Below are 21,196 nucleotides of genomic sequence, written 5' to 3' on the forward strand. Positions count from 1 at the left end.
ATGGGGGCCTGCGACGGGTGAAAAGTCGCCAAGGATAGCCGCAAATGCCCCCTGGCGGTTAGCCGGCCAGCGTTTGCAGGCGCGCGGCGGTGTCTGCTGCACCCATGGTTTGCGCCGCCATCAGGGCGGTGATGCCGCGGGCATCCTGGTGCGCCGGGTTGGCCCCTTGTGCCAGCAGGTAGTCGAGGATTTCGCTGCGATTGAACATGGCCGCCAACATCAGCGCGGTGCGACCGTCCTGCGCGGCGGCATCCACCGGCACGCCATGCTCCACCAACAGGCGAATCATCGCCAGGTCCCCTTTGAATGCGGCACCGGCAATCGGCAACTGGCCATTGTCGTTGGCAATCAGCGGGTCGGCACCTTGCGCCAGCAGCACGCGCACCGCCTCGTGGTGGCCGTGGTAGCTGGCCAGCATCAGCAAGGTATCGCCCTTGTGGTTACGCAGGTTGGCCGGCAGGCCGCTGGCAAGCAGGCGCCCGAGCATGTCGGCATCGCCCTGGCGGGCACGCTCGAACACCTGCTCGGCGAACGCGGCGGTTTCGTCATCGGTCATGGTAGCGGGTGCGGTCTGGCTGGGCATAGGGAACCTCCTGGCATAATTGATGGACCAAGTGTTCGTCAGGCATGCCAGGGCGGTCAAAGGTTCAGATTCTATCGGGCCGATAGGCACTGGCTGACCCGTGCAAAATGCACTGTGCAAAATGCACGACCATGCAGCTTGCACGATACCGCTTCTGCAAATTCTCCGTAACAGCCTGTATTTACTGGATTTTTCGCCAAACAGGATTCTGGCACGGTCACTGCAACCATCAACTCATGTCTGCCACACACCAGCCAGGAGTTGATATGGACCTCATCCAGCAAAAGTTCGCCTCGGTATTTTCGGCCTATCAGGTAAATACCCAAGCCCGGCCCGATGGCGGTGTACTGCTTACCCTGCGCGCAGCGGATGGCAAGGTTACCCGCCGGGTGCTGACCTATGGGCAATTGCACAGTGCCGAACAGCTGTCCTGGGCGATCAGTGCCATCCGTCGTGACCTGGCTGAAGAGGCCAGTGAGTTGCCGGTCATCTCGATGCTGCAGAGCCAGCAGCGGTTTGCCTTGCCGACCTATCGTTGAGATTTGTGTCGCCTGACCTGGCCTCTTCGCGGGTAAACCCGCTCCTACATTGACTGCGCGATGCCTAAGGGCGGCGCGACCGCTGTAGGAGCGGGTTCACCCGCGAAGAGGCCGGCAATGCCATTACAACTCGTCGATCCCCAGAAACGCCCGCGCCGTTACATCCCCGGTAAACCGCGCCTGCATGCCCTGCTCGCTGCCGTACAAGCGAAACGCCAGGCAAAACGGTGCATCCCCCAGCTCAACCCAGCGCCGCGTCCCGGCCGGCACCAGCAGCTGGTCACCTTTCTCGCACAGCACCGAATACACCCAGTCGCCCAACCGCAGGCCAACCTGCGCCCGCCCGCTGACCACGGCGAACAGCTCGTCGGCCTCATGCACATGTTCATCACGCACATCGACCTGTGCCGGGTCTTCACCGTCGCGGTTGAGCAACGCGAAGGCCTTGCTGCCATGCGCCGTCATCAACTCATCCAGATACACGCGGCAAGCATCCAGCACCTCGTCCTGGGCCGTGCCCGGGCGCACCCGCAGGCCAGGTTCGGCGTGGACAAAGCGCACGCCCTGTTCAGCCAAGGTGGCAGCGATATCGTCGTGGTGAGTCAGCACCTTGTTCGGCAGTTCCGGGCTGGCGGGGTGAAAAACGCTGAGAATGCTCATCAGGGGCGGGTCCTGGTCGGTTGCGAACAAAGGGCAATGATAACGGCTGCGGCCAGGGCTGCGGCACTGGCCATACCAAAGGTGAAGGTGGGGCCCAGCAGCTTCCAGCTGTAGCCTGAGTACAGCGCCCCCAGCGCACCGCCGGTACCCGACAGCGCTGCGTAAAGCGCCTGGCCCTGGCCCTGCTGGCGGGCGCCGAAGCTGGCCTGGACGAATGCGATGCTGGCGGCATGGAAGCAGCCGAAGGTGGCCGCATGCAGCAGCTGGGCGAAGATCAGTACTGTCGGCTCCTGGGCCAGGTTGCCCAGCAGCAGCCAGCGCAATGTTGCCAGCAGGAAGCTGGCCAACAGTACACGCTGCACGCTGAAACGGGCGAACAGGCGGCTCATGACCATGAACATCAGCACCTCGGCCACCACCCCAAGCGCCCAGAGCAGGCCGATGGCACCGCGCGTGTAGCCCAAGTGCTCCAGGTGCAAGGTAAGGAAGGTGTAGTACGGCCCGTGGCTGAGCTGCATCAGTGCCACGCACACATAGAACGCGATCACCCCCGGGGCGCGCAACTGCTGCAGGAAGCCCCCCGCGCCGCTGCGCCCGCCCTGTTCCACCGGCTGCGCATTGGGCACCCACAGGCTGGCGGCGACGATGCCGGCCATGATCGTGACCAGTGCCACCGGGTAGATGTCCAGGCTCAACCACTCGAACAAGCGGCCCAGGCCGACCACGGTGAGGATGAAACCGATCGAACCCCACAGACGTACCTGGCTGTAGCGCGACGTCTGCCCGTGCAGGTGGGCCAGGGTAATGACCTCGAACTGCGGCAGCACCGCATGCCAGAAGAACGCGTGCAGGGCCATCACCAGCGCCAGCCAGGCGTAGCTTTTGCCGAAGAAGATCAGGGCGAAGGTGGCCAGGGTGCATAGGGCGCCAAGGCGTACGATCAACAGGCGCTGGCCCGTGCGGTCACCCAGCCAGCCCCACAGGTTGGGGGCCACGCAGCGCATCAGCATGGGAATGGCCACCAGCTCGCCGATGCGCGCCGGGGAGAAGCCCAGGTGGTCGAAGTACAGCGCCAGGAAAGGTGCGGTGGAGCCCAGCAGGGCGAAGTAGAACAGGTAGAAGCTGGACAGGCGCCAGTAGGGAATGGGTTGCATGGGATGGCCTTGTGGGACCTGTGCCGGCCGCTTCGCGGGTTTAGCCGCGAAGTGGCCGGCGCAAGCAAATCAGAGCTGGCCCAGCACCGGGGTAGCGACCTTCACCTCGGCATTCTGCGCGCGGTGGCGCAGCAGGTGGTCCATCAACGCGATGGCCATCATCGCCTCGGCAATCGGTGTGGCGCGGATGCCCACGCACGGGTCGTGGCGGCCTTTGGTGATGACGTCCACCGGGTTGCCATCGACATCAATCGAGCGGCCCGGGGTGGTGATGCTGGAAGTAGGCTTCAGTGCCAGGTGGGCAACGATCGGCTGGCCCGAGGAAATACCACCCAGAATGCCGCCTGCATTGTTGCTGAGGAAGCCGTCCGGGGTCAGTTCGTCCCGGTGCTCGGTGCCGCGCTGGGCCACACTGGCGAAGCCGGCGCCGATCTCCACGCCCTTGACCGCGTTGATGCTCATCAGCGCATGAGCCAGCTCTGCATCCAGGCGGTCGAAGATCGGCTCGCCCAGGCCGGGCATCACGCCTTCCGCAACCACGGTGATCTTGGCGCCCACCGAGTCCTGGTCGCGGCGCAGCTGGTCCATGTAGGCCTCCAGCTCAGGTACTTTGTCCGGGTCGGGGCTGAAGAAGGCGTTCTGCTCCACCGACTCCCAAGACTTGAACGGGATCTCGATCGGGCCCAACTGGCTCATGTAGCCACGCACGGTGATGCCCTGGGTGGCCAGGAACTTCTTGGCGATAGCACCGGCGGCCACGCGCATGGCAGTTTCACGGGCCGAGCTGCGACCGCCGCCGCGGTAGTCGCGGATACCGTACTTGTGGTGGTAGGTGTAGTCGGCGTGGGCCGGGCGGAACAGGTCCTTGATGGCCGAGTAGTCCTTGGACTTCTGGTCGGTGTTGCGGATCAGCAGGCCGATCGAGCAGCCGGTGGTGCGGCCTTCGAACACGCCGGAAAGGATTTCTACCTCGTCGGCTTCCTGGCGCTGGGTGGTGTGCCGGCTGGTGCCGGGCTTGCGCCGGTCAAGGTCGTGCTGCAGGTCGGCGAGGGAGATTTCCAGGCCCGGTGGGCATCCATCGACAATGGCGACCAACGCCGGGCCATGGCTCTCGCCAGCGGTGGTGACAGTGAACAGCTTGCCGTAGGTATTGCCGGACATGGACGCTCCGCGAGTTCTGCCTGAAATGGACGAAAGCAGCAGTATACAGATGGTTTGATCGCCTGTGCGGGCCTCTTCGCGGGCACGCCGGCTCCCACAGGATCACCACAGATCCAAATGCTGTGAAATACCTGTGGGAGCGGGCGTGCCCGCGAAAGGGCCGAACCAGCAATTCGCCCCCCAGAACCTTCCTGCAAACATTGGGTCAAACCCATATCTCCCCAAGTAGTACCGCATGATGTCGCGCCTCGTCGCCTTGCTCTTCCTGCTGTGCACCGGCCTGGCCCAGGCCGCCGCCCCCACTGTGCTGCAACGCCCGATCGACCTGGACACCGGCCAGGGCGTGCTGCATGGCAGCCTGCTGCTGCCGCAACAGGCCACCCCGCCGCCAGTGGTGCTGATCATCGCCGGCTCCGGCCCCACCGACCGCGACGGCAACAACCCGGCCTCCGGCAAGGTCGACAACCTCAAACGCCTGGCCCTGTTGCTGGCCAACGAGCACATTGCCAGCGTGCGTTACGACAAACGCGGCGTGGCCGCCAGCCAGCCGGCCACGCCTGACGAGCGTGACCTCAGCGTGGAGCGCTATGTGGCCGATGTGGTCGCCTGGAGCCGCAAGCTCAAAGCCGACCCGCGCTTCGGCCCGCTGATCCTGATTGGCCACAGCGAAGGCGCGCTGATTGCCAGCCTGGCCGCCGAGCAGGCAGGGGCCAGCGCAGTCATCACCCTGGCCGGCAGCGGCCGGCCGCTGGCCGAGGTACTGCGCGAACAACTGGCCAAGCGCCTGCCGCCGGCGCAACTGGCCGGTGGCAGTGCCCTGCTCGACCGCCTGCAGGCCGGGCAGACCAGCCTGGATGTGCCAGCGCCGCTGCGCCAGGTGTTTCGCCCCAGCGTGCAGCCATACCTGATTTCGCTGTTCCAGCAAAACCCGGCAGCCGCCTTTGCCCGCCTGCCCATGCCGGCACTGATCGTGCAGGGGCGCAATGACGTGCAGGTGGACGTGGCCGACGCCCAGCGGCTGAAAGCGGCCAAGCCAGATGCGCAACTGGTCCTGATCGATGGCATGAACCACATGCTGCGCATCAGCCCCAAGGGCATGAGCCAGCAGCGCGACAGCTACCTCAACCCCGAGCTACCGCTGGCGCGCGAACTGGGTGAGCGAATTGTGACATTCATCCAGCATTTGCCTGCGGCGTAAGTCAAACAGGCTCAGGTCTCGGGCATGCCTGCCGATACAGCAGGCATAGCTGAGGACAAGCCCTGATGACCACCGCCCCCACCGCCGTCGAGCCGGCCGAAGAACCCCAGGAAATCCCCGCCCTGCCTTGGGCCGAGCTGACCGCCGAACATTTCCAGCTGCTACGCCTGGCAGCACTGCCGACCGACCGCAGCACCGGCGCGCGGCCGCTGCGTTTTGTGCAGTTCGGCTATGCCGAGCGCCATGACAAGGCACACAGCCTGCTGCGCATGGAAATCCAGTTGCCCGGCCAGAAGGTGCACAAAGAGCAGAACCGCCTGGACATCCGCGTCGACCATGCCGAGCGTCTGGTGCGTATTGGCAATGAACATGGCTTGCAAGTGGAGCCCGTGAACCGCGGTATCGGCCGTTTCATGCTGGCCCAGGCCGCCCAGTGGTTGCAGCGCAAGTGGTCGCACTACCGGGTGGAAGGTATGGCGCTGCCTAGCAAGGACGCCCTGAACGAGGACTCACGCCTGCGCCGTGACCACTGCTTGCGCGGGGTCGGTATCGAGGTGGAGTACGAGGAAAACCAGCATCTGAAAGGCCGTACCGCGGACATGACGGTGGCCCAGCTCAAGGCTGTCTGGAACAGCGAGCGCCTGCAGCGGGTAGAGATTCTGGATGCCGCCAACCTGCTGCAGCAGGCGGACCAGCAACTGCAGGAAAAGGAAGGGCAACTGCGCGAGCGCGATGAGCGCGTGGCCAAATACCAGCGCGAAGACGGCGGATTGCGTTTCACCATTACCTGCCTGGTGGCGTTTGCCGTGTTCCAGGCAGGGCTGTTGATCTGGATTGCAACCCGCTAAGACCGCATCAGCCGGTGGAGTTTGGGGCCGCTTGGCGGCCCATCGCGACACAAGGCCGCTCCCACGAGGTATTGCTCAATTTCCAAAGCTGGCGCGATCCCTGTGGAAGCGGGCTTGCCCGCGAGCACGGGCAAAGCCCGTGCCATCCACCGCGGTGTCTTCTTAGCGGGTAAACCCGCTCCCACACGGGATCACGCTTGTGTCGCGATGGGCTGCACAGCAGCCGCAAATAGCCTAAACGCGGGCCTTGAACAATTCCTGATGCTGGCGGCACTGCTCGGCCGTGAGCATGAACACCCCGTGCCCGCCACGCTCGAATTCCAGCCAGGCAAAGTCCACCTCGGGGTACAACGCCTCGACATGCACCTGGCTGTTGCCCACTTCGACAATCAGCAACCCCTTCTCGGTCAGGTGGTCAGCCGCTTCGGCCAGCATCCGCCGTACCAGGTCCAGGCCGTCGCTGCCGCAGGCCAGGCCCAGTTCGGGCTCATGGTGGTACTCGGCCGGCATGTCGTCGAAGTCTTCGGCATCGACATACGGCGGGTTGGACAGGATCAGGTCGAAACGTTGCCCCGGCAAACCGCCAAAGCCGTCGCCCTGCACGGTGTACACACGACCGTCCAGGCCATGGCGCTCGATGTTCTGGTTGGCCACTTCAAGGGCCTGGAACGACAGGTCGGCCAACACCACCTCGGCCTCGGGGAACACGTCGGCGGCGACGATGCCGATGCAGCCCGACCCCGTGCACAGGTCCAGAATGCGCGCCGGGTCGCTGGCCAGCCACGGCTCGAAACGTTTTTCGATCAGCTCGCCAATGGGCGAACGCGGCACCAACACCCGTTCGTCGACGATGAACGACATGCCGCAGAACCAGGCCTCGCCCAGCAGGTAGGCGGCCGGCACACGCTCTTCGATACGGCGTTTGAGCAGGTGCTGCAGGCGTACCCGCTCGTCGTCCTCGAGCATGCAGTCCAGGTAGCTGTCGGCCACCTCCCATGGCAAGTGCACGGCACCGAGCACCAGCATGCGGGCCTCGTCCCAGGCGTTGTCGGCACCGTGACCGAAGAACAGGTCATGCTCGTGGAAGCGGCTGACCGCCCAGCGGATGTAGTCGCGCAGCGTGCGCAGACGGGATGTGATCACGGGGTACTCCTATTTTCAGACCGGACAAAAGTCTAACAGCCCCACCCGCACATTTGTTCCTTTGCCTTGCCCAAAGGCTAGCCACAGGCCAGTAACCATGCCGCTTGCGTTGTCAACCATTCCCATTGGCGCCAAGGCAGGGGAGAATAGGTATACAAAAGCCCTATCCAAGGAGCCCTTGATGTCCGTTCCAACCACGATGTTTCGCCTCACTGGCCGCGACTATCCGCCGGCCAAGCTGAGCCACGCCAGCCTGATCATCATCGATGCACAAAAGGAGTACCTCAGTGGTCCCCTGAAGCTGTCGGGCATGGACGAGGCCGTGGCCAACATCGCCAGGTTGCTCGACGCCGCACGTAAAAGCGGCCGTCCGATCATCCATGTTCGCCACCTGGGCACTGTCGGGGGCCGCTTCGACCCCCAGGGGCCGGCTGGCGAGTTCATTCCGGGGCTGGAGCCGCTGGAAGGTGAAATCGTCATCGAAAAGCGCATGCCCAACGCGTTCAAGAACACCAAGCTGCATGAAACATTGCAGGAGCTGGGCCACCTTGACCTGATCGTCTGTGGTTTCATGAGCCACTCCAGCGTCAGCACCACCGTTCGCCGCGCCAAGGACTATGGTTATCGGTGCACCCTGGTAGAAGACGCGTCGGCAACCCGCGACCTGGCATTCAAGGACGGCGTCATTCCGGCCGCACAGATTCACCAGTGCGAAATGGCCGTGATGGCTGACAACTTCGCTTGCGTGGCACCCACCGCCAGCCTCATCTGAGCGGCTTGCAGGACCGCCCGGCAGCCGGGCGGAACCCGATGGGCAGCAGCAGGTCGAATTCCGGATATCCACCGAGGAGAGCGGAATGAAGCTTAAAGGCAGTTTCGACGCCAAGCGCCTGCGCCCGCGCGAACCGCGTAACTGGGGCGCCCGCCTGGCGGCCGGCCTGTCGGCCCTGCTGGCGACGCTGGGCGTGTTGCTGGCCATGGCCGGCGCCGCCGGCCTGCTGGGCAACTACCCTGCCCTGCAGGAACTCAACACCAACAAGCCGTTGTCCAGCATCCTCACCGTGGCTGGCTTGCTGCTGCTGTGGCTGGGCGTGCGTTTCTGGCGGCGCAGCCGTATCCGCTTGCGCCGCGGGCGGGAGCTGAACCTGTCGCCGCACCTGATGAAGAAGCACGATTGATGGTTTTGCGTAACCTGTGCGGGCCTCATCGCGGGTAAACCCGCTCCTACAGGTGCCCGGCCGCCTTCAGGCTATGTGATATCCATGCAGGAGCGGGTTCACCCGCGAAGAGGCCCGCACAGGCTGCACACGGCCCCACAGTCGCGTAAACTACGTCGCCTACGTGGAGGCATCATGCAAGACGACGATTTTTCCCTGTTCAAGGCCGAAGTGCGCGGCGTAAGGCCGATCAGCCACGACCGTGCCGACGTCGGCAAGCCCAAGGCCGACCGCCAGAAGCTGGCCGGCCTGCGCCAGGCAGCGACCGTGCGCAGTGACAAGGCTTTGGTCATCGATGGCATGTCCGACCAGTTCGTCATCGACGTCGGCGCCGAAGACGAGCTGATGTGGCGCCGCGATGGCGTGCAGGAAGGCCAGCTGCGCAAGCTGAAGCTGGGGCAGATTCCATTCGAGGGCAGCCTCGACCTGCACGGCATGACGGTGGAAAAGGCCCGCGAAACCTTGTGGGACTTCATCGCCGAAGCCACCAAACTGGAGGTGCGCTGCGTGCGGGTGACCCACGGCAAGGCCGCGCGCCTGGACGGCAAGCGCCCGATGATCAAGAGCCACGTCAACACCTGGCTGCGCCAGCACCCGCAAGTGCTCGGTTTTGCCTCGTGCAGTGCCCGCCACGGCGGCACTGGCGCTGTGTATGTGATGCTGAAGCGAACCATGCTCGAAGGGCGCGACGAGTAACGCCGCGCTTGCAGCGCCGCCCTCACCGCCGTACCCTTCGTTTTTGCGATTTTTTCCCACAGGTAGATCCATGTCCCTGGAACAGAACTACACCGAGATCCTCAGCCAGATTGGCGAGGACGTCTCCCGTGAGGGCCTGCTCGACACGCCCAAGCGGGCTGCAAAGGCGATGAAGTACCTTTGCCGCGGTTATGAGCAAACACTGGAAGAAGTCACCAATAACGCTTTGTTCAGCTCTGACAACAGCGAAATGGTGCTGGTCCGGGACATCGAACTGTATTCGATGTGCGAACACCACATGCTGCCGTTCATTGGCAAGGCACACGTTGCCTACCTGCCAAAGGGCAAGGTACTGGGCCTGTCGAAGGTGGCACGTATCGTCGACATGTACGCCCGCCGCCTGCAGATCCAGGAAAACCTCAGCCGCCAGATCGCCGAAGCCGTGCAGCAGGTAACCGGTGCCGCAGGCGTGGCCGTGGTGGTCGAAGCCAAGCACATGTGCATGATGATGCGCGGTGTCGAGAAGCAGAATTCCACCATGATCACCTCGGTGATGCTGGGTGAGTTCCGCGATAACGCCGCCACCCGTAGCGAGTTTCTCAGCCTGATCAAGTGATTGGTTGCTGGCCCCAAGCCGACCCCTCAGGGTCGGCTTTTGCATTTCAGGAGTTGTCCATGATCGTCAAAGCCCTGCGGGTTGGCCTCGGCCAGCTCATCGTGTTCGGTGACTGGATCAGCCGCCCGGCCAAGCGCAAGCGCGACGCCGCCGCCCAGGCCCGCATCGAGCAAGCAGCCAAGGGGCTGGCGCTGTACCAGTTCCACGCCTGCCCATTCTGCGTCAAAACCCGCCGCACCCTGCACCGCTTGAACGTGCCGGTGGCGCTGCGCGATGCCAAGAACGACCCGCTGCACCGCCAGGCCCTGCAAGAAGGTGGCGGCCGGGTGAAAGTGCCATGCCTGCGCATTGAAGAAGCCGGTAAGGTGACCTGGATGTATGAGTCCAAGGCAATCATTGCTTACCTGGATGAGCGGTTTGCGTCGGCCTGACGGTTTGTAGGCATCCTGTTCTGGCCCTTTCGCGGGTAAACCCGCTCCTACAACGGTGCGCGCGGTCCCTGCGATACGCGATCCCTGTGGGAGCGGGCTTGCCCGCGAAGGGGCCGTTACAGGATGAAGATCACCCCACCATCGGCACATGCCGAGGGTGACTGCTGACCCGCTCCAGCCAGGCCCTTACCGCCGGGTACTCTGCCAGGTCGAACCCGCCCTGCTGCGCCACATGGGTGTAGGCATACAACGCCACATCGGCAATCGAGTACTGCTCACCCACCAGGTAAGGCGTCATCTGCAACTGTCGCTCCATCACCCTCAGCGCCTTGTAGCCGCCCTTGTGCAACTTGCGGTACTCGTCCAGGCGCTCGTCCGGCAGCCCCAGGTAGAACTGGATGAACCGCGCCACGGCAATGTACGGCTCATGGCTGTACTGTTCGAAAAACTGCCACTGCAGCACCTGGGTACGCAGACGCGGCTCGCTGGGCAGGAACTCGCTGCCATCGGCCAGGTAGTTGAGAATGGCGTTGGACTCCCACAGGTAGCTACCGTCTTCCAGTTCCAGCACCGGTACCTTGCCGTTGGGGTTCATCGCCAGAAACTCGGGCGTTTCGGTCTCGCCCTTGAGAATGTCCACCGGGTGCCATTCATATGGCCGGCCCAGCAGGCTCAACATCAGCTTGACCTTGTAACAGTTACCCGACTGGTAGTCGCCATAGACCTTGTACATCGACCCTCCCTACAAAGCAGTTTCGCAATTGCGCCCAATATTTGGCGACTGTACGGCTAAAAGCAATGGCCGCTGTATGGCAAGGATCAACCTTGCTCGCTGTAGTCTGAAAAAACTGCTTACACCTTTACAAGGATTTTGTTCATGACCGATGCCACTTCCGCACGCCTGCGGCCCCTGGCAGACACCTCCCCGTCGGCGGTGGTCGCCGGCTTCATTGCCATGCTTACCGGTTATACCAGTTCACTGGTGCTGATGTTTCAGGCCGGTCAGGCGGCCGGGCTGACCACCGCGCAGATTTCGTCATGGATCTGGGCGCTGTCGATTGGCATGGCGGTGTGCAGCATCGGCCTGTCGCTACGCTACCGCACACCGATCACCATCGCCTGGTCCACCCCTGGCGCGGCGCTGCTGATCACCAGCCTGGGCGGGGTCAGCTATGGCGAGGCCATTGGTGCCTACATTACCTGCGCCTTGCTGGTGCTGGTGTGCGGCCTGACCGGCAGCTTCGAGCGCCTGGTCAAACGCATCCCGGCCTCGCTGGCCTCGGCCTTGCTGGCGGGCATCCTGTTCAAGATTGGCAGCGAAATCTTCGTGGCCGCGCAGCATCGCACGCTGCTGGTGCTGGGCATGTTCTTCAGCTACCTGCTGGTCAAGCGCCTGTCGCCGCGTTATTGCGTGCTGGCGGCACTGCTGGTGGGCACTGCGTTGTCTGGTGCACTGGGCCTGCTGGACTTCAGCGGCTTCCACCTGGAAGTGGCCAAGCCGGTGTGGACCACGCCAAGCTTCTCGCTGGCAGCAACCATCAGCATCGGCATTCCGCTGTTCGTGGTGGCCATGACCTCACAGAACATGCCCGGCGTGGCCGTCCTGCGTGCCGACGGCTACCAGGTGCCGGCCTCGCCGCTGATCTCGGCCACCGGCTTTGCCTCGCTGGTGCTGGCGCCGTTCGGCTCGCATGGGGTCAACCTGGCTGCGATCAGCGCGGCGATCTGCACCGGACCGCATGCCCATGAAGACCCGAACAAACGTTACACCGCAGCAGTGTGGTGCGGGATTTTCTACGGCATTGCCGGGGTGTTCGGAGCCACCTTGGCGGCACTGTTCGCGGCATTGCCGAAAGAGCTGGTGCTGTCGATTGCGGCACTGGCGCTGTTTGGTTCGATCATGAACGGTTTGACCGTGGCCATGAGCGAAGCGCGCGAGCGGGAGGCAGCGGTGATCACCTTCATGGTGACTGCTTCGGGGCTGACCTTGTTCTCGATTGGTTCGGCGTTCTGGGGGATTGTGGCGGGGGTGTTGGCCTTGATGATTCTTGGGCCGCGTAGGGTATGACGGTAGAGGTAGGGTATGACGGTAGAGTGGTGTTGATGGTAGAGGTAGGGTATGGCGGTAGAGTGGTGTTGATGGTAGAGGTAGGGTATGGCGGTAGAGCGGTGTTGATGGTGAGATCGAGCGCCGCCCGCGCGGCGCATCGCGAGCTGCGCTCGCTCCTACGTTTGTTTTTGGCCAGTAACACCTGTTGCAGGCGCGCGCGACCGCCTTGCTCGTACGACGCGATATCGAGCCATGCGCCAAGGCGTACGCGCGCAAATCCCACAGGAATGACTGGCCCGAAACAAACGTAGGAGCGAGCGCAGCTCGCGATGCGCCGCGCGGGCGGCGCTCGATCTCAAACCCAACAACCATCCCCCGCCAGGCCTCGAATCCAACAACCATCCCCCGCCAGGCCTCAAACCCAACAACCATCCCCCGCCAGGCCTCAATCCCAACAACCATCCCCCGCCAGGCCTCAAACCCAACAACCATCCCCCGCCAGGCCTCAAACCCAACAACCATCCCCCGCCAGGCCTCAAACCCAACAACCATCCCCCGCCAGGCCTCAAACCCAACAACCATCCCCCGCCAGGCCACCTAAATCCTGAAATGCCCCACCATCCCCTTCAGGTCAGTACCCAACTGCGCCAACTCGACACTGGACCGGGCATTGTCCTGCATCGCCAACGCCGCTTGGTCCGCACTGCCGCGAATCTGCGTGACACTGCGGCTGATCTCTTCCGCCACCGAACTCTGCTGCTCGGCGGCTGCGGCAATCTGCTGGTTCATCTGCTGAATCAATGACACCGCTGCGGCAATGCTGCCCAGCGCACTTTCGGTCTGCAGTGCATCGGCCACGGCCAGCCGCACCAGCTCGGTACTCCCACGGATCTGCGCCACTGACTGCTGGGCATTGCCGCGCAGGCTGGCCACCAAGGTCTCGATCTGCTCGGTGGATTGCCGGGTACGCCGCGCCAGCGCACGCACTTCATCGGCCACCACGGCAAAGCCACGCCCCTGCTCGCCGGCGCGGGCAGCCTCAATGGCGGCATTGAGCGCCAGCAGGTTGGTTTGCTCGGCCACGCTCTTGATCACTTCCAGCACGTCGCCAATGGTGTGGATTTCGGCACTGAGGCTGTCGATGCCGGCGCTGGCGGCTTCTGCCGCCGACGCCAGTTGCTCGATGCGCTGCATGCTCTGGCGCACCACCTGCTGACCGGAGTCGACCTTCTCGTCCGCTGCCTGGGCCGCCTGCGCCGCCTCTTCGGCATTGCGCGCCACATCGTGCACGGTGGCCGTCATCTGCTGCATGGCGGTAGCCACCTGTTCGGTTTCCTCTTTCTGGCTGCCCACCTCGCGGTTGGTCTGCTCGGTCACCGTCGACAACGCCTGGGCACTGCCGGCCAATTGTTCGATGCCTTGCTGCAAGCCGCTGACAATGCCCGAGAGCCCCGCCGCCATCTGCTGCATGGCCTGCATCAGTTGCCCCACCTCATCCCGGCGCGGCGCCTGGGCGTCGAAGCCCAGCTCACCCGCCGCAATGCGCTGGGCGCGGGCAATCACATGCTTCAACGGGCCGACCACAGCCCGGGTAATCAGCCAGGCCGCCAACACGCCTACAAGCAGCGCCAGCGCCGTGGCCAGGCCGATGGCGAGGGTATTACGCTGCAGCCCCCCTTGCAGGGCCTGCTCCTGCCCAAGATAGGCTTGGTCGACACGCCCGGTAACCCGCTCGGCGCTGGCCTGCAACTGCGCCTTGAGCCCCTGCTCGCGGACCAGCTGGTCGGTGTATTCGTTGAGTTTTTCCGAGAAACTGCCAATGTGCCCAGCCACTTCGCCCAGCACGCTCTGGTAACCGGCATCGCCAACCGCGCCTTGCAACTGGCTGACCAGGCCGGCGGCCTCCACTGTCTGGGCAATACGCTCCTGGCTCACATCCTCCTCGCCCTTGCGGCTTTTATCCAGACGCACCCGCGCTTCGTCCATGGCCTGCAGCATCAGCCGCGACACCTGGGCCACCTGCGCGGCTTGCTCAAGAAACTCGCCACCCTGCTGGCCCTGGGACTGCTTGAGAGTGTACGCGCCGTCATCGGCCAGGCCGGCCTGCAGCACATCAAGGTTATTGGACACGTTGGACACCGACCAACTGGCCATGTCCAGCGCCAGCTCCTTGGCCTGCACGGCCTCGACAAAGGCTTCGAATGCCTGGCCATAGGCGGCGAGATCGGTTTGCGCCGCCGCCAGCGCCGGCAGGCCTTGGGCGCGTTCGACCAAACCCTGCAGGCCGACACGCAAAGCGTCGGCCTCCTTCATGTCGGACCGCAGGGCAAACGCCTGCTCATGCTCGCGCAAGCGCAGCAAGTCGGTATTGAACTGGGCCAGCTGACGCAAGCTGTCGAAGCGCTGACCAACGCTTTGCAGCGCCACGATGCCGATGGCCGCCACCGCCAGCGTCAGCAGCAGCACCAGGGCAAAGCCCAGGCCAAGTTTGCGGGCCATGCCCAGGTTGGCCAGCACACCGTGCTTGCTCGCGCCCATCGCCGATCCCCTTTCAGCCAGTGAGGTTATCCCGAAGGCTAAGGGTGGCAACGTTGCCTGCCAATGAACAAGAGGGTGGCGCCAGAATAGTGTCAAATAGCTATGAACGTGTCGCTATCAGGCTGGCCGAGGTCGCCCTGCGTATCGGAGGAAGGCCTGAGCGGGGGAATCCTGCCCATAGGCGACAGTGCCGCCTGCGTCCGGGGTGGGTATACCCGCGAAGCCGGCGGCGTGTTTCGCCTCAGATTGCCGTCGCCCCACCATCCACCGTCAGGCAATGCCCGGTGGTAAACGCCGCACCGTCGCTGCACAGGTACAGCACGGCACTGGCAATTTCCTCGACCTTGCCAATGCGGCCCACCGGGTGCATGGCTGCAGCGAACTCGGCCTTGCGTGGGTCGGCCTCGTAGGCGCGGCGGAACATGTCGGTGTCGATCACGGCCGGGCACACGGCGTTCACGCGGATGCCCTTCTTGGCGTACTCGATGGCCGCCGACTTGGTCAGGCCGATTACCGCATGCTTGCTGGCGCTGTAGATGCTCATCTTCGGCGCCGCCCCAAGCCCCGCCACCGACGCGGTATTGACGATGGCCCCACCGCCCTGGGCCAGCAACAAGGGCAACTGATACTTCATGCACAACCACACGCCCTTCACGTTCACACCCATGATGGCATCGAACTCAGCTTCGCTGCCTTCGGCCAGGCGGTGGTGCTCGATCTCGATCCCGGCGTTGTTGAAGGCGTAGTCCAGCCGGCCGTACGCGGCAATCAGGCGCTCATGCAACTGGCGCACCTCGGCGTCGCGGGTAACGTCGCAGGCAATGAACAGCGCTTCGCCGCCCGCCGCCTGGATCAGCGCCACGGTGGCCTCGCCGCCAACCGGGTCGAGGTCGGCCACCACCACTTTCATGCCCTCGTGGGCGAACGCCAGGGCGGTTGCCCGGCCGATACCGGCACCCGCGCCGGTAACCAGGGCTACCTGGCCAGAAAAGGTCATGCTCATCGCGTGCTCCTGTGAGGGATTGGTGGGGTTCAGAGCATAGTCAGCCACCGCTCGGCCGGGCAGCATCATCACACCAACGGTTGGGCTACCATGCTTGTCAGTGATTTTAAGGAACCGCCTTCATCAACAAGGTAGATTGAACGCCTTACTTCCTCCACAGCCCACAAGGACCCGCCATGACCCAGACCAACCGCCGCTTCCTGCTTGCCAAACGCCCGGTCGGCGCCGTGCGCCGTGACGACTTCAGCTTCGAGACCGTACCGGCCGAACAACCCGGCGAAGGCCAGGTACTGGTGCGCAACCTGTACCTGTCGCTGGACCCGGCCATGCGCGGCTGGATGAACGAAGGCAAGTCCTACATCCCGCCCGTGGCCTTGGGCCAGGTAATGCGTGCGCTGGGCGTCGGTGAGGTGGTTGCCTCCAATCACCCCGGCTACCAGCCGGGCGATTACGTAAGCGGCGCCCTCGGCGTGCAGGACTACTTCACCGGCGAGCCCCAGGGCCTGCACAAGATAGACCCCAATCTGGCCCCCCTGCCTCGTTACCTGTCAGCCTTGGGCATGACCGGCATGACCGCCTACTTCGCCCTGCTGGAGGTCGGCCAACCCAAAGCTGGCGACACCGTGGTCATTTCCGGCGCGGCCGGTGCGGTGGGCAGCATTGTCGGGCAGATTGCCAAGATCAAAGGTTGCCGCGTGGTCGGCATTGCCGGCGGTGCCGAGAAGTGCCAGTACCTGAAGGATGAGCTGGGCTTTGACGGCGTGATCGACTACAAGGCCGAAGACTTGCTGGCCGGCCTGAAGCGCGAATGCCCCAAGGGTGTGGACGTGTACTTTGACAACGTGGGCGGCGACATCCTTGATGCCGTGCTGACGCGCATCAACTTCAAGGCACGCATTGTGATTTGCGGCGCGATCAGTCAGTACAACAACAAGGAAGCGGTGAAAGGCCCGGCCAACTACCTGTCGCTGCTGGTGAACCGCGCGCGCATGGAAGGTTTTGTGGTGATGGATTACACCAAGGACTATGGCAAGGCTGCGCTGGAGATTGCCGGCTGGCTGGCCAGTGGTCAGGTGAAGAGCAAGGAAGATGTGGTGGAGGGGCTGGAGACGTTCCCTGAGACCTTGCTGAAGCTGTTTAGCGGGGAGAATTTTGGGAAGTTGGTGTTGAAGGTTTGATTGGGGGGTGGGTTTAGGGTGCATGCCTTGTGAGGTTTAGCGCCTGGGAGATCGAGCGCCGCCTGTATGGCGGTAGAGGTGCGTCGCCTGGGAGATCGAGCGCCGTCTGTATGGCGGTAGAGGTGCGTCGCCTGGGAGATCGAGCGCCGTCTGTATGGCGGTAGAGGTGCGTCGCCTGGGAGATCGAGCGCCGCCCGCGCGGCGCATCGCGAGCTACGCTCGCTCCTACGTTTGTTTCTGGCCAGTAACGCCTGTGACAGGCGCGCGCGACCGTTTTGTTTGTACGACGCAATATCGCGCCAAGCGCCAAAGCGTTCGCGCGCAAATCCCACAGGAATGATTGGCCCGAAACAAACGTAGGAGCGAGCGCAGCTCGCGATGCGCCGCGCGGGCGGCGCTCGATCTCATAGGCGACGCACCTCTACCGCCATACAGGCGGCGCTCGATCTCACAGGCGACGCACCTCTACCGCCATACAGGCGGCGCTCGGTCTCACAGGCGACGCACCTCTACCGCCATACCGGCGGCGCTCGGTCTCACAGGCGACGCACCTCTACCGCCATACCGGCGGCGCTCGGTCTCACAGGCGACGCACCTCTACCGCCATACCCTCAAGGTCACACCGCCTGGCATGACGTTGCGCAATGGCCGGGTGTGTTTGCCTTGGGTTTTATGGTGTTGCAGAAATCGAGCGCCGCCCGCGCGGCGCATCGCGAGCTACGCTCGCTCCTACGTTTGTTTCTGGCCAATAACGCCTGTGGCAGACGCGCGCGACCGTTTTGTTTGTACGACGCAATATCGCGCCAAGCGCCAAAGCGTTCGCGCGCAAATCCCCCAGGAATAACTGGCCCGAAACAAACGTAGGAGCGAGCGCAGCTCGCGATGCGCCGCGCGGGCGGCGCTCGATCTCCCAGGCGACGCACCTCTACCGCCATACAGGCGGCGCTCAATTTACGCACCACCTCAAAACCCAAGGCGGCACCTGGTAGCCTTGATCCGATGTCCCGGCGCACACATCGAACCGTTGCTCTGGTAGCATCCGGCCCGCACCAAAATCTTCGCTGTCTGAACCGACAATCATAGAAAAATCAAGAGCATGGGCCTTGCAAGCCGCACGGCCCCTAACGGGGGATTAATGGACTTATGGACTGCCTTCCAGGCAATCATCCTGGGAGTGGTTGAAGGGCTCACGGAGTTTCTGCCAGTTTCCAGTACCGGGCACCAGATCATCGTTGCCGATCTGATCGATTTTGGCGGTGAACGCGCGATAGCGTTCAACATCATCATCCAGCTGGCGGCGATCCTGGCGGTAGTGTGGGAATTTCGCGGCAAGATCCTGGAAGTGGTGTTCGGCCTGACCAGCCAGCCCACGGCACGGCGTTTCACCGGCAATCTGCTGCTGGCGTTCCTGCCGGCAGTAGTGCTGGGCGTGCTGTTCGCCGACCTGATCCACCATTACCTGTTCAACCCGATTACTGTGGCAGCGGCGTTGGTTGTGGGCGGGGTGATCATGCTCTGGGCCGAGCGTCGCGAGCACCGCGTAGAGGTGGACCACGTGGACGAAATGCGCTGGAGCCACGCCCTCAGGATCGGCTTCATCCAGTGCCTGGCGATGATCCCAGGCACATCGCGTTCCGGGTCCACCATCATCGGCGGCCTGCTGTTCGGCCTGTCGCGCAAAGCGGCCACCGAGTTCTCGTTCTTCCTGGCGATGCCGACCATGGTCGGCGCAGCCGTGTATTCGGGTTACAAATACCGTGACCTGTTCCAACCCGGCGACCTGCCGGTGTTCGCTATCGGCTTCGTGACCTCGTTCATCTTCGCCATGATCGCCGTGCGTGCGCTGCTCAAGTTCATCGCCAACCACAGCTACGCGACGTTCGCCTGGTATCGCATCGCCTTCGGTTTATTGATTCTGGCTACCTGGCAGTTCGGCTGGATCGACTGGTCGACAGCTCAGGGCTAACGGGACACAAAAATGAAAAAGGGCTGCATAAGCAGCCCTTTTCATTGGTCAGGATCAGCCGCGAATTTCAGCGACTACCGCAGCCAGCGCTTGCGCCGGGTTGGCAGCCTGGCTGATCGGGCGGCCGATTACCAGGTAGTCCGAACCGGCATCCAGTGCCTGGCGCGGGGTGAGGATACGGCGCTGGTCATCCTGCGCGCTGCCCGCAGGGCGAATGCCCGGGGTCACCAGTTGCAACGACGGGTGCGCCGCCTTCAGTGCCGGGGCCTCCAGCGCCGAACACACCAAACCGTCCATGCCAGCCTTCTCGGCCAGCGCGGCCAGGCGCAGCACCTGCTCTTGCGGGTCGACATCCAGGCCGATACCAGCCAGGTCTTCACGCTCCATGCTGGTCAGCACAGTCACGCCAATCAGCAATGGCTGCGGGCCGCTGCGCTTGGCCAACTCTTCACGGCAGGCCGCCATCATGCGCAGGCCGCCGGAGCAATGCACGTTGACCATCCACACACCCATCTCGGCTGCAGCCTTCACTGCCATGGCGGTGGTGTTGGGGATGTCGTGGAACTTGAGGTCCAGGAACACTTCGAAACCCTTGTCGCACAGGGTTTCGACAATACCCGAAGCGCTGCTGGTGAACAGCTCCTTGCCAACCTTTACCCGGCACAGCGCAGGGTCAAGCTGGTCAGCCAGCTTCAGAGCGGCCTCACGGGTAGGGAAATCCAGGGCGACGATCAGGGGCGTCTGGCAGGCGGACATGGCAGGGTCTCTTTGCAAGTCGAAAACGGCGCGCATTGTAAACGAAGTGACGCAGGCTTTGGGGCCAGCAGGTCACGGAATTGGTCCAGCATGGGCTGGCTCCTATAATTGAACTATTGGAAAGTGCAATTGCTCAAAAATCGTACAAGCGCTGCACATCACTCTGTAAAGGAGAACGACAATGCCCTGGTATGCCTGGCTGATCCTCATCATAGCCCTCGGCTCCATCGTCGGAGGTTTGATGATGCTGCGCGACACGGCAAAAAAACTGCCACTGACCGAAGAGCAACTGCGCAAGGTGCATGAGCGCAATGCCGAAGCGGATGCCAAGGATGCACAGGACCGTTAGGGGTTAAGAAGGGGTTGAATGCCTCATTTTGCTTGGCGTGGGTTATGTGGTGCCGGTGAGATCGAGCGCCGCCCGCGCGGCGCATCGCGAGCTGCGCTCGCTCCTACGTTTGTTTCAGGCCAGTAACGCCTGTGACAGGCGCGCGCGACCGCCTTGTTTGTACGACGTGATATTGCGCCATGTGCCGAGGCGTTCGCGCGCAAATGGCACAGGAATGATTGGCCCGAAACAAACGTAGGAGCGAGCGCAGCTCGCGATGCGCCGCGCGGGCGGCGCTCGATATACGCATCACCTCAAACCTCAAGACGGACACCTGATAGCCTTAACTCCATCTCCCGGCGAACCCATCGCCGGTCACCCATGCCCCCTTTCGTGTTGAACCGCCTCATTTCAGACAAAAAACAGGGCTGCTTTGCAGCCCCGGTTCCGAAGGGCAACCCCAAACCACAGGCTCGCCCTACTCCCCCACTTACTCCACCATCACCTTGTCCCGGTTACGCTCCAGCAACGCATTGCCAATGCCCTTGATCTCCAGCAGTTCATCCACCGAAGCAAACGGCCCATTGGCCTCCCGATAGGCCACGATGGCTTCAGCCTTGGCCTTGCCTATCCCGTTCAGCTCCTTCTGCAAGGTGACCGCATCAGCCTTGTTTAGGTCCAGCCGCTGCGGCTGCTGGGCCTGCTGCTGGCTCACCACCGGCACTGGCTCGGGCATCGCCGGGGCGCTGGCCGGAGCAGCGCTGAGGGAAAAGGACAGGCTGGCGAACAGCGGCAGCAGCAAGTACGACAGAACGTTGTTACGCATGGTGAACACTCCTAGTGTTGGTCATTTTCCAGCAGCCGTTTTCCTTTGGCTGCGTAATCAACCCTAGCGGTTCTGCGGTTATCCACACAGCCACTTGCCCGGTTTAAACGTAACCAGATCCAACTTAAAAAAACCAACTTCGACCACCTAAAAATGATGGCGTTCAGCCATAATTCGAGTTAACTTCATGAAAAAAAAGTGATAGTAAATCGCTGCCAGGTAAAATTCCGTTTAACCTGAATTTCATTCCGACCGAAAGCTGTTGTTTTTCCCACACCCCCTGGCGCACAAGGCACCTGCCCGTT

General features: G+C 63.1%; 22 protein-coding genes. 12 read left to right on the forward strand and 10 right to left on the reverse strand.

Going from position 1 to position 21,196, the window contains the following annotated elements; all coding sequences use genetic code 11:
* Positions 1-58 precede the first annotated feature (58 nt).
* Positions 59-583, reverse strand: a complete 525-nt coding sequence (locus QCL51_RS18330; RefSeq protein ID WP_021783092.1) for an ankyrin repeat domain-containing protein — start codon at positions 581-583, stop codon at positions 59-61.
* 266 nt (positions 584-849) lie between these two features.
* On the opposite strand from QCL51_RS18330, the gene QCL51_RS18335 reads away from it, so the two are divergent.
* Positions 850-1,122 carry a DUF3509 domain-containing protein gene (locus QCL51_RS18335; protein ID WP_021783091.1) on the forward strand — a complete coding sequence of 91 codons (273 nt, stop codon included), beginning with the start codon at positions 850-852 and terminating at the stop codon, positions 1,120-1,122.
* 123 nt (positions 1,123-1,245) lie between these two features.
* On the opposite strand, the gene QCL51_RS18340 is transcribed toward QCL51_RS18335, so the two are convergent.
* The 3 genes from QCL51_RS18340 to aroC form a co-directional block, all read right to left on the reverse strand.
* Positions 1,246-1,782, reverse strand: coding sequence for an oxidase (locus QCL51_RS18340; protein ID WP_084852266.1), 537 nt, complete (start codon positions 1,780-1,782; stop codon positions 1,246-1,248).
* Positions 1,782-2,936 carry an MFS transporter gene (locus QCL51_RS18345; RefSeq protein ID WP_021783089.1) on the reverse strand — a complete coding sequence of 385 codons (1,155 nt, stop codon included), beginning with the start codon at positions 2,934-2,936 and terminating at the stop codon, positions 1,782-1,784. Before QCL51_RS18345 ends, QCL51_RS18340 begins: the two co-directional genes overlap by 1 nt.
* Positions 2,937-3,005: 69 nt before the next feature.
* Complete coding sequence (gene aroC / locus QCL51_RS18350) at positions 3,006-4,097, reverse strand: chorismate synthase (protein ID WP_021783088.1); 1,092 nt, start codon at positions 4,095-4,097, stop codon at positions 3,006-3,008.
* Positions 4,098-4,332: 235 nt separating this feature from the next.
* Here aroC and QCL51_RS18355 point away from each other — a divergent pair, with 235 nt between their 5' ends.
* Together QCL51_RS18355 and QCL51_RS18360 are read left to right on the forward strand one after the other, a co-directional pair.
* Complete coding sequence (locus QCL51_RS18355) at positions 4,333-5,295, forward strand: alpha/beta fold hydrolase (RefSeq protein ID WP_053870500.1); 963 nt, start codon at positions 4,333-4,335, stop codon at positions 5,293-5,295.
* Between the two features lie 65 nt (positions 5,296-5,360).
* The gene (locus QCL51_RS18360) at positions 5,361-6,143 is read left to right on the forward strand and encodes a hypothetical protein (RefSeq protein ID WP_021783086.1); all 783 of its coding nucleotides are present in this window, start codon (positions 5,361-5,363) and stop codon (positions 6,141-6,143) included.
* Between the two features lie 234 nt (positions 6,144-6,377).
* Here the strand turns inward: QCL51_RS18360 and prmB are convergent, their stop codons facing one another.
* Positions 6,378-7,286: a 50S ribosomal protein L3 N(5)-glutamine methyltransferase gene (gene prmB, locus QCL51_RS18365; protein WP_021783085.1), complete on the reverse strand. Its 909-nt coding sequence runs from the start codon at positions 7,284-7,286 to the stop codon at positions 6,378-6,380.
* Between the two features lie 181 nt (positions 7,287-7,467).
* Here prmB and QCL51_RS18370 point away from each other — a divergent pair, with 181 nt between their 5' ends.
* From QCL51_RS18370 to QCL51_RS18390, 5 genes are all read left to right on the forward strand, one after another.
* Positions 7,468-8,058: a cysteine hydrolase family protein gene (locus QCL51_RS18370; RefSeq protein WP_021783084.1), complete on the forward strand. Its 591-nt coding sequence runs from the start codon at positions 7,468-7,470 to the stop codon at positions 8,056-8,058.
* An 85-nt stretch (positions 8,059-8,143) separates the two neighbouring features.
* Positions 8,144-8,464, forward strand: a complete 321-nt coding sequence (locus tag QCL51_RS18375) for a hypothetical protein (RefSeq protein ID WP_021783083.1) — start codon at positions 8,144-8,146, stop codon at positions 8,462-8,464.
* A gap of 174 nt (positions 8,465-8,638) precedes the next feature.
* Positions 8,639-9,199, forward strand: coding sequence for a Smr/MutS family protein (locus tag QCL51_RS18380; protein ID WP_021783082.1), 561 nt, complete (start codon positions 8,639-8,641; stop codon positions 9,197-9,199).
* Positions 9,200-9,269: 70 nt separating this feature from the next.
* Entirely contained in the window at positions 9,270-9,815 is a 546-nt protein-coding gene (folE, locus tag QCL51_RS18385) for a GTP cyclohydrolase I FolE (protein WP_003252789.1), read from the forward strand.
* A 59-nt stretch (positions 9,816-9,874) separates the two neighbouring features.
* Positions 9,875-10,246 carry a glutaredoxin gene (locus tag QCL51_RS18390; RefSeq protein ID WP_252461582.1) on the forward strand — a complete coding sequence of 124 codons (372 nt, stop codon included), beginning with the start codon at positions 9,875-9,877 and terminating at the stop codon, positions 10,244-10,246.
* A 130-nt stretch (positions 10,247-10,376) separates the two neighbouring features.
* On the opposite strand, the gene QCL51_RS18395 is transcribed toward QCL51_RS18390, so the two are convergent.
* Positions 10,377-10,979: a glutathione S-transferase family protein gene (locus tag QCL51_RS18395; RefSeq protein WP_021783080.1), complete on the reverse strand. Its 603-nt coding sequence runs from the start codon at positions 10,977-10,979 to the stop codon at positions 10,377-10,379.
* A gap of 144 nt (positions 10,980-11,123) precedes the next feature.
* Between QCL51_RS18395 and QCL51_RS18400 the strand changes: the two genes are divergently transcribed.
* Positions 11,124-12,314: a benzoate/H(+) symporter BenE family transporter gene (locus QCL51_RS18400; RefSeq protein WP_021783079.1), complete on the forward strand. Its 1,191-nt coding sequence runs from the start codon at positions 11,124-11,126 to the stop codon at positions 12,312-12,314.
* Between the two features lie 579 nt (positions 12,315-12,893).
* Here QCL51_RS18400 and QCL51_RS18405 read toward each other — a convergent pair.
* Positions 12,894-14,834, reverse strand: a complete 1,941-nt coding sequence (locus QCL51_RS18405) for a methyl-accepting chemotaxis protein (protein ID WP_338443950.1) — start codon at positions 14,832-14,834, stop codon at positions 12,894-12,896.
* A 241-nt stretch (positions 14,835-15,075) separates the two neighbouring features.
* Positions 15,076-15,837: an SDR family oxidoreductase gene (locus QCL51_RS18410; RefSeq protein WP_021783077.1), complete on the reverse strand. Its 762-nt coding sequence runs from the start codon at positions 15,835-15,837 to the stop codon at positions 15,076-15,078.
* A gap of 176 nt (positions 15,838-16,013) precedes the next feature.
* On the opposite strand from QCL51_RS18410, the gene QCL51_RS18415 reads away from it, so the two are divergent.
* Both QCL51_RS18415 and QCL51_RS18420 read left to right on the forward strand, forming a co-directional pair.
* A complete protein-coding gene (locus tag QCL51_RS18415) occupies positions 16,014-17,015 on the forward strand; it encodes an NADP-dependent oxidoreductase (RefSeq protein WP_338443951.1) in 1,002 nt (333 codons plus the stop codon).
* 1,135 nt (positions 17,016-18,150) lie between these two features.
* Positions 18,151-18,981 carry an undecaprenyl-diphosphate phosphatase gene (locus tag QCL51_RS18420; protein ID WP_338443953.1) on the forward strand — a complete coding sequence of 277 codons (831 nt, stop codon included), beginning with the start codon at positions 18,151-18,153 and terminating at the stop codon, positions 18,979-18,981.
* 54 nt (positions 18,982-19,035) lie between these two features.
* On the opposite strand, the gene pyrF is transcribed toward QCL51_RS18420, so the two are convergent.
* Positions 19,036-19,737: an orotidine-5'-phosphate decarboxylase gene (pyrF, locus tag QCL51_RS18425; protein WP_021783074.1), complete on the reverse strand. Its 702-nt coding sequence runs from the start codon at positions 19,735-19,737 to the stop codon at positions 19,036-19,038.
* A gap of 181 nt (positions 19,738-19,918) precedes the next feature.
* Between pyrF and QCL51_RS18430 the strand changes: the two genes are divergently transcribed.
* On the forward strand, positions 19,919-20,086 hold the full coding sequence (locus QCL51_RS18430) for a DUF2897 family protein (RefSeq protein ID WP_003252762.1): 168 nt from the start codon (positions 19,919-19,921) through the stop codon (positions 20,084-20,086).
* Positions 20,087-20,555: 469 nt separating this feature from the next.
* Here the strand turns inward: QCL51_RS18430 and QCL51_RS18435 are convergent, their stop codons facing one another.
* The gene (locus tag QCL51_RS18435) at positions 20,556-20,891 is read right to left on the reverse strand and encodes a helix-hairpin-helix domain-containing protein (RefSeq protein WP_028697093.1); all 336 of its coding nucleotides are present in this window, start codon (positions 20,889-20,891) and stop codon (positions 20,556-20,558) included.
* Positions 20,892-21,196 lie beyond the last annotated feature (305 nt).

Source organism: Pseudomonas sp. LTR0, assembly GCF_036630035.1.
In the GTDB taxonomy this organism is placed as follows: Bacteria; Pseudomonadota; Gammaproteobacteria; order Pseudomonadales; family Pseudomonadaceae; genus Aquipseudomonas; species Aquipseudomonas putida_Y.